The following is an 8203-nucleotide window of genomic DNA, read 5'->3' on the forward strand; positions in this document are numbered from 1 at the left end:
GATCCCCAGCTCGGCCAGGCTCAGGCCGCCCGCCGCCAGGACGAAGCCGGCGGTGACGAACAGCGTGCGGCGCCGCCGCCGGCGGTGGGCGGCGGCCTTGCGGTCCCGGCGGCTGCCCTCCGTCGCCTTCCTGCGCGCGGCCCGCCCGGGTTCCGGTCCCGGCTCCGGTTCCGCTTCCGGCTCGGGCTCCGGCTCTGCCTCCGGGACCGGTTCCCCGGCTGCGTACCCGGCGGGTCCGCCGGGCCCGGCGGCGCTCTCCGCGGCGGTGCGGAGCGTCTCAACGGGAGTGCCGCACCCCGGGCACGCGAGCGCGCCGTTGAGGTGCCGTCGGCAGGGGTGGCAGTAGTCCATGACGCGGGAAGGTTAAGTTCCGTTCGGGTCGGGTTCCCAGGACTCTCCGTGAAGGTTTGGTGAGGACCCTTGCCCAATGGTTTGGAATCCGCCGAAACCGCTGCGTGCGCGACCCATTGACACCCCGCCACCCCGTCCTTATTGTCGCGCCAGCATTTCGAACGCCTGACGAAATATCGAACGAGCGGGACGACTCCGAGCCGCCCGGGGCCGGGCCGAGAACACGAGGGGCAACTGCCGTGCGCATCACCGGAATCAGCACACACGTGGTCGGAACGCCGTGGCGCAACCTGACCTACGTCCAGGTGCACACCGACGAGGGCCTCACCGGAGTCGGGGAGACCCGGATGCTGGGCCACACCGATGCCCTGCTGGGGTACTTGAAGGAGGCCGAGGCCAACCACATCGCCGGCTCCGACCCGTTCGCCGTCGAGGACCTCGTGCGCCGCATGAAGTACGGCGACTTCGGCCGGGCGGGCGAGATCGTGATGTCCGGGATCGCGGTCGTCGAGATGGCGTGCTGGGACATCAAGGGCAAGGCCCTCGGCGTGCCCGTCTGGCAGTTGCTCGGCGGCAGCGTCACCGACCGGGTCAAGGCGTACGCCAACGGCTGGTACACCACCGAGCGCACCCCGGAGGCGTACCACAAGGCGGCGCGGGCGGTGGTGGAGCGCGGCTACCGGGCGCTGAAGATCGACCCGTTCGGCACCGGGCACTTCGAGCTCGACCACGAGCGGACCCGCTACGCCGTCTCCCTCATCGAGGCGGTGCGCGACGCCATCGGCCCCGACACCGAGCTGATGCTGGAGATGCACGGGCGCTTCTCCCCCGCCACCGCCGTGCGCCTGGCCCGGGAGCTGGCGCCGTTCGCCCCGGCCTGGCTGGAGGAGCCGGTGCCGCCGGAGAACCTCAAGGCGCTGGAGAAGGTCGCCGCGAAGGTCGACATGCCGGTGGCGACCGGGGAGCGCATCCACGACCGCATCGAGTTCCGCGAGCTGTTCGAGAGCCAGGCGGCCGACATCCTCCAGCCCGACGTCGGCCACATCGGCGGCATCTGGGAGACCCGCAAGCTGGCGGCGACAGCCGAGACCCACTACATGCTGGTCGCCCCCCACAACGTCGGCGGTCCGGTGCTCACCGCGGCGAGCCTCCAGGTCGGCTTCACCACCCCGAACTTCAAGATCCTTGAGCACTTCAACGACTTCGCGGACGCGGAGATCAAGAAGGTCGTCAGGGGCGCGCCGCAGGTGGACCCGGAGGACGGCTGCTTCCACCTGTCCCACGAGCCCGGCCTGGGCGTGGAGCTGGACGTGGACGCGGCGGCCGAGTTCCCCCAGCAGCAGGCGCGGTTCGACCTGTGGGCCGAGGGCTGGGAGCAGCGCCGGCCGAAGGGCACGGCGTGAGCGCCCCGGCGGGCGCGGGCCCGGCCGGCGGCGCGGTGAGCGTCGTCGTCGAGGCACCCGGCGAGCACCGCCTCGCCCCGCACGAGCCGCGCGAACCGGCCCCCGGCGAGGCCCTGGTCCGGGTCCACGCGACCGGCATCTGCGGCAGCGACCGCGAGCTGTACCAGGGCAACCGCCCCGAGGGCTACGTGCGGTATCCGCTGACGCCGGGCCACGAATGGTCCGGGACGGTGGAGCGGGTGGGCTCCGGGGTGCCGACGGCCCTGCTCGGCCGCAAGGTGGTCGGCGAGGGGTTCCGCAACTGCCAGGTCTGCGACCGCTGCCACGCCGGTGAGAGCACCCTGTGCACGGCGGGCTACGAGGAGACCGGCTTCACCGAGCCGGGCGCGATGGCGCCGACGCTGACCCTGCCGGCCCGGCTGCTGCACGTCCTGCCCGACGACGCCGACCTCACCGCAGCCGCCCTGCTGGAGCCCGCCGCGTGCATCGCCGCCGCCGCGCTCAAGGCCCGTGCGGTGCCCGGGGAACGGGTGGCCGTGGTCGGCACCGGCACGCTCGGCATGTTCGCCGTGCAGTTCCTGCGGGCGGCGTCCCCGGCCGAGCTGCTGGTGGTCGGCACCCGGCGGGACCGCGAGGACCTGGCGGTGCGGTTCGGGGCGACGGACTTTCGGACCAGGGACGAGGAACTGCCCGGCGGTTTCGACGTGGTGATCGAGACCGCCGGGTCCGCCGAGGCCGCGCGCACCTCCGCCGCCCTGCTGCGGCGGGGCGGGCGGCTGGTGCTCACCGGAATCCCGGCGCCGGGGGCGGCCGGGCTGGACCCGACGGACCTGGTGGTGCGCCAGCTGGAGGTGCACACAGTCTTCGGGGCGCCGCCCGCCGCCTGGGCGCACACGGTGCGCGTGTTCGCCGCCGGGCTCCTCGACCCGCTCCCGCTGGTGACCCACCGGCTGCCGCTCACCGCGTTCGCGCGCGCCATCGAGCTGGTCGGCTCGGGCGACCCGGCGGTGGGCAAGGTGCTGCTCCACCCCGAGGAGTCCGAGAAGCCCGAGAAGCCCGAGGAGGCCGAAAGGCCCGAGGAGCCCCAGGCGCCCCGGGAGCCCGAGGAGCCCTACTGACGGTGCGCCGGGCCGGGGGCGACTGACGGTCCCCGGCCCGGCGCACGACCCGGCGGCCCCGGCTCGCGCCATGAGCCGCGAACACCGTCCGAGATACCGAACGGCAAACCGAACACAAAAGGACACCCCGTGACCGACGCTGTGACCGTTGCTTCCGCCCGGGCGGCCCGCAGGCCCGGTGAGCAGGCACTGGCCGCCCTGGGGCTGGGCGCGCCCGCCCCGGACCCGGCCGACTCCTCCCCGCACACCTTCCCCGGCGGCGGCCGCTGGCGCACCGAGATCCCGTCCTGCGAGGGGCCGGAGGCGCTGGCGGTGGTGCTGAAGGAGGCGTCGCGGCTGGACGTGCCGATCCACCGGATCAGCCAGGGCAGCGGCGTGTGGATGCTGACCGACGCCGAGATCACCGAGATGGCCGAGGCCACCGCCGAACGGGGCATCGAGCTCTGCCTGTTCACCGGCCCGCGCGGCACCTGGGACATCGGCGGCTCCACCCGTACCGACTCGCGGGGCGCGGGGCTGCGTGCCCGGGGCCACGACGCGGTCGCGGGCTGTGTGGAGGACGCCCTGCGGGCCACGGAGCTGGGGGTGCGCTGCCTGCTGGTCGCCGACGAGGGGGTGCTGTGGACGCTGCACCGGGCGCGGGCCGCCGGGCTGCTGCCCGCCGACACCACCTTCAAGGTCTCCGCGCTCGTGGGACCGGTCAACCCGGCCTCGTACGCGGTGTACGAGCGGCTCGGCGCCGACTCGATCAACGTGCCCAGCGACCTGACCCTGCATCACGTCACGGAGATACGGCGAGTTTCGGCCACCCCCATGGATCTGTACATCGAGGCGCCGGACGACCTCGGCGGCTATGTGCGGATGTACGAGGTCGCCGAGCTGATCCGGCGGGGCGCCCCGCTGTACCTGAAGTTCGGTCTGGCCAAGGCGCCCGGGATCTATCCGTACGGCCACCACCTGCGCGAGCTCGCCCTGGCGACCGCCAAGGAGCGGGTGCGCAGGGGCCGTCTCGCCCTGGATCTGCTGGCCCGGCACGGCGCCGACGGGGACATGGCTCCGCTCGGTTCGCGGCTTCCGGGTGATCTGAGCCGCTTCGACGTCTCGTCATAACGTTCTGGAAATCTGACTTCACAGAAGTAGACACAGTCGCGCACAATCCCACACAACCCTTCGTGGGCCCGCCCGGCATCCCGTCTCCTCACGCCCTGCCGCACCACCCGCCCTGCCCCGCACACACGTCAAGGATGATGATCATGCGTAACCGCAGAGCCGCGTTCACCGCCCTCGCCGGAGCCGTCTCCCTCGCCCTCGCCCTGTCCGCCTGCGGCCAGAACAGCGACGGCGGCAGCAAGGAGGACAAGTCGGGCGCCGAGGGAGCCGTCATCGGCATCGCGATGCCGACCAAGTCCTCGGAGCGCTGGATCGCCGACGGCAACAACGTCGTCAAGAACCTCGAGTCCAAGGGCTACAAGACCAAGCTGGTCTACGGCGAGGACGACCCCGACCAGCAGGTCTCCCAGGTCGAGAACCTGATCACGCAGGGCGTGAAGGCCCTCATCGTGGCGTCCATCGACAACAAGTCGATGAACAACGTCCTCCAGCAGGCCAAGGACGCCGACATCCCGGTGATCTCCTACGACCGCCTGATCCTCGGCACCGAGAACGTCGACTACTACGCCTCCTTCGACAACGAGAAGGTGGGCGAGCTCCAGGGCAGCTACATCGTCGAGAAGCTGGGCCTGAAGGACGGCAGCGAGAAGGGCCCCTTCAACATCGAGCTGTTCGCCGGCTCCAACGACGACAACAACACCCGCTACTTCTTCCAGGGCGCGATGAACGTCCTCAAGCCCTACATCGACAAGAAGCAGCTCGTCGTGCGCTCCGGCCAGACCGACCTCAACCAGGTCACCACGCTGCGCTGGGACGGCGGCACCGCGCAGAAGCGCATGGACGACATCCTGACCTCGGCGTACAAGACCGAGCGGGTGGACGCGGTGCTCTCGCCGTACGACGGCATCTCCATCGGCATCCTGTCCGCGCTGAAGTCCGACGACTACGGCTCCAAGGCCAAGCCGCTGCCGATCGTCAGCGGTCAGGACGCGGAGGTCGCGTCGGTGAAGTCGATCATCGCCGACGAGCAGTCGATGACCGTCTACAAGGACACCCGCGAACTCGCCAAGGTCGCCTCGAACATGGTCGACGCGCTGCTGAACGACAAGAAGCCCGAGGTCAACGACGAGAAGACCTACGACAACGGCGCGAAGGTCGTCCCGGCCTACCTGCTGGAGCCGGTCGCCGTGGACAAGTCGAACTACCAGGAGGTCGTCGTCGACTCCGGCTACATCAAGGAGAGCGACCTCAAGTAACCGTCCCCCACGACCCACCACCGACTGGAAGGCACGACCATGGCGGGACCCGTCCTGGAGATGCGCTCGATCGTCAAGACCTTTCCCGGCGTCAAAGCGCTGTCGGACGTCACACTGACCGTCCGGCAGGGCGAGGTCCACGCCATCTGCGGCGAGAACGGCGCCGGCAAGTCGACCCTGATGAAGGTCCTCTCCGGCGTCCACCCGCACGGCACCTACGAGGGGGAGATCCTCTTCGAGGGGGAGCCCTGCCGGTTCAAGGACATCCGGGCCAGCGAGCAGCGCGGCGTGGTGATCATCCACCAGGAACTGGCCCTGGTGCCCTACCTCTCCCTCGCGGAGAACATCTTCCTCGGCAACGAGCACGCCACCCGCGGCCTGATCGACTGGAACGAGACGCTGCGGCACGCCACCGAACTGCTGCGCCGGGTCGGCCTGAACGAGCACCCGGAGACCCGGGTCGCCGACATCGGCGTCGGCAAGCAGCAGCTGGTGGAGATCGCCAAGGCCCTGTCGAAGAAGGTGAAGCTGCTCATCCTCGACGAGCCGACGGCGGCCCTGAACGACGAGGACAGCGGCAAACTCCTCGACCTGATCCTGCAGTTGAAGGAGCAGGGCATCACCGCGATCATCATCTCGCACAAGCTGAACGAGATCCGCAGGGTGGCCGACTCGGTGACGATCCTGCGGGACGGGCGCACCATCGAGACGCTCGACGTGAAGGACGCGGCCACCACCGAGGACCGGATCATCAGCGGGATGGTCGGCCGCGACCTGGAGCACCGCTTCCCCGAGCGCACCCCGCACCATCCGGAGGAGGGCACCGCCCCGGCGCTGGAGGTCCGCAACTGGACCGTGCACCACCCGATCGACCAGCAGCGCAAGGTCGTCGACGACGTGTCGCTGACCGTGCGGCGCGGGGAGATCGTCGGCATCGCGGGGCTGATGGGCGCCGGGCGCACCGAGCTGGCGATGAGCATCTTCGGCCGCACCTACGGCCGGCACGCCTCCGGCACCGTCCTGAAGGACGGCGAGGCGATCCGGACCCGCACGGTGCCGGAGGCGGTGGCGCACGGCATCGCCTACGTCACCGAGGACCGCAAGCACTACGGCCTGAACCTGATCGACACCATCAACCGCAACATCTCGCTCAGCGCCCTGCGCAAGGTGGCCCGGCGCGGGGTGGTGGACGAGCACCAGGAACGCCAGGTCGCCGAGGGCTTCCGGACGTCGATGAACATCAAGGCGCCCACGGTGTTCGAGCCGGTGGGCAAGCTGTCCGGCGGCAACCAGCAGAAGGTCGTCCTCAGCAAGTGGATCTTCGCCGGTCCCGAGGTGCTGATCCTCGACGAGCCGACCCGGGGCATCGACGTCGGGGCCAAGTACGAGATCTACACGGTCATCGACCGGCTGGCCGCCGAGGGCAAGGCGGTCGTCTTCATCTCCTCCGAGCTGCCGGAGCTGCTCGGCATGTGCGACCGCATCTACACCATGGCCGCCGGACGGCTGACCGGCGAGTTCTCGCGCGCCGAGGCCTCCCAGGAGTCGCTGATGCGGCAGATGACGAAGGACAAAGAGGTATCCCGATGAGCACGGAAGTCACCGACAAGAGCCCGGCCGCCGCGCCGCCGGGCAAGAGCGGGCCGGGCGTCGGTGACGGCCTGCTCCGGCTGATGCTGGACGGCATGCGCCGCAACATGCGGCAGTACGGCATGCTGATCGCGCTCGGCCTGATCGTGGCGCTGTTCGCGGTGTGGACCGACGGCGACCTGCTGCTGCCGCGCAACGTCTCCAACCTGGTGCTGCAGAACAGCTACATCCTGATCCTCGCGATCGGCATGATGCTGGTCATCATCGCGGGCCACATCGACCTGTCGGTCGGCTCGCTGACGGCGTTCGTGGGCTCCATGGCGGCCGTGTTCATGGTCCGCAACGACATACCGTGGCCGATGGCCGTGGTGCTGTGCCTGGCCGTCGGCGCCATCGCGGGGGCGATCCAGGGGTTCTTCATCGCCTACGGCGGCATACCGTCGTTCATCGTGACCCTGGCGGGCATGCTGACCTTCCGCGGGCTGACCGAGATCTTCCTGGAGGGCCAGACGCTCGGCCCGTTCCCCAAGGGGCTGCAGAAGGTCGCCAACGGCTTCATGCCGGAGGTCGGGCCGGAGACCAACTACCACAACCTCACCCTGTTGCTGGGGCTGTCGCTGATCGCGCTGGTGGTGTTCCAGGAGGTCCGCGACCGCCGCCGGCAGCAGGAGTTCGCCCTCGACGTGCTGCCCGCCCGGCTGTTCCTGCTGAAGCTGGTCGCGCTGTCCGCCGCCGTGCTCACCGTCACGCTGCTGCTGGCGAGCTACAAGGGCGCCCCGATCGTGCTGCTGATCCTGGGCGCGCTGCTGGTCGGCTTCGGCTACGTGATGCGCAACGCCGTCATCGGCCGGCACATCTACGCGATCGGCGGCAACCTGCCCGCGGCCAAGCTGTCGGGCGTGCGGGACAAGAAGGTGACCTTCCTGGTCTTCCTGAACATGGGCATGCTCGCGGCCCTGGCGGGTCTGGTGTTCGCCGCCCGCTTCAACGCGGCCTCTCCCAAGGCCGGCCTCAACTTCGAACTGGAGGCGATCGCGGCCGCGTTCATCGGCGGCGCGTCGATGAGCGGCGGTGTGGGCACCGTGCTCGGCGCGATCATCGGCGGTCTGGTCCTGGGCGTGCTGAACAACGGCATGAACCTCGTCGGCATCGGCACCGACTGGCAGCAGGTCATCAAGGGCATGGTGCTGCTCGCGGCGGTCGGCTTCGACGTGTGGAACAAGCGCAAGGTCGGTTCGTAGATCCCATCGGGCCCCGCCGGACGGCGGGGCCCCTCCTCGACGGAGTGGTTCATGGAACTGAACAGACGCACCATCATGGCGGGCGCCGCGGCGGCCGGCCTGGCCGCCGCCACCGCGACCGGGGGCACCGCGCA

Annotated in this window: 5 protein-coding genes and 2 pseudogenes; 6 read left to right on the forward strand and 1 reads right to left on the reverse strand. The window is 70.3% G+C overall.

Features of this window, described 5'->3' with window-relative positions; all coding sequences use genetic code 11:
- Positions 1-351, reverse strand: a pseudogene (locus tag G3I53_RS03060) (hypothetical protein); the annotation flags it as partial.
- Positions 352-590: 239 nt separating this feature from the next.
- On the opposite strand from G3I53_RS03060, the gene G3I53_RS03065 reads away from it, so the two are divergent.
- The 6 genes and pseudogenes from G3I53_RS03065 (at position 591) to mmsB (ending at position 8069) form a co-directional block, all read left to right on the forward strand.
- Positions 591-1754, forward strand: a complete 1164-nt coding sequence (locus G3I53_RS03065; protein ID WP_164337281.1) for a mandelate racemase/muconate lactonizing enzyme family protein — start codon at positions 591-593, stop codon at positions 1752-1754.
- Positions 1751-2785 (forward strand): annotated as a pseudogene (locus G3I53_RS03070) (alcohol dehydrogenase catalytic domain-containing protein); the annotation flags it as partial. The gene G3I53_RS03065 and the pseudogene G3I53_RS03070, both read left to right, overlap by 4 nt.
- Positions 2786-3013: 228 nt before the next feature.
- Complete coding sequence (locus G3I53_RS03075; RefSeq protein WP_164337282.1) at positions 3014-3982, forward strand: hypothetical protein; 969 nt, start codon at positions 3014-3016, stop codon at positions 3980-3982.
- A 143-nt stretch (positions 3983-4125) separates the two neighbouring features.
- On the forward strand, positions 4126-5238 hold the full coding sequence (gene chvE, locus G3I53_RS03080) for a multiple monosaccharide ABC transporter substrate-binding protein (protein WP_203592316.1): 1113 nt from the start codon (positions 4126-4128) through the stop codon (positions 5236-5238).
- Positions 5239-5277: 39 nt separating this feature from the next.
- Entirely contained in the window at positions 5278-6828 is a 1551-nt protein-coding gene (gene mmsA / locus G3I53_RS03085) for a multiple monosaccharide ABC transporter ATP-binding protein (RefSeq protein WP_164337279.1), read from the forward strand.
- Positions 6825-8069, forward strand: a complete 1245-nt coding sequence (gene mmsB / locus G3I53_RS03090; protein ID WP_164337278.1) for a multiple monosaccharide ABC transporter permease — start codon at positions 6825-6827, stop codon at positions 8067-8069. The genes mmsA and mmsB overlap by 4 nt, the downstream gene beginning before the upstream one ends.
- Positions 8070-8203: the final 134 nt, after the last annotated feature.

The sequence above is a fragment of the Streptomyces sp. SID14436 genome (genome assembly GCF_010548465.1).
Taxonomy (GTDB): domain Bacteria; phylum Actinomycetota; class Actinomycetes; order Streptomycetales; family Streptomycetaceae; genus Streptomyces.

Bases quoted from the DNA above. Each gene is read 5' to 3' on its own strand.
- mmsA (WP_164337279.1), top strand. From the start codon at position 5,278: ATGGCGGGACCCGTCCTGGAGATGCGCTCGATCGTCAAGACCTTTCCC.
- chvE (WP_203592316.1), top strand. From the start codon at position 4,126: ATGCGTAACCGCAGAGCCGCGTTCACCGCCCTCGCCGGAGCCGTCTCC.
- mmsB (WP_164337278.1), top strand. From the start codon at position 6,825: ATGAGCACGGAAGTCACCGACAAGAGCCCGGCCGCCGCGCCGCCGGGC.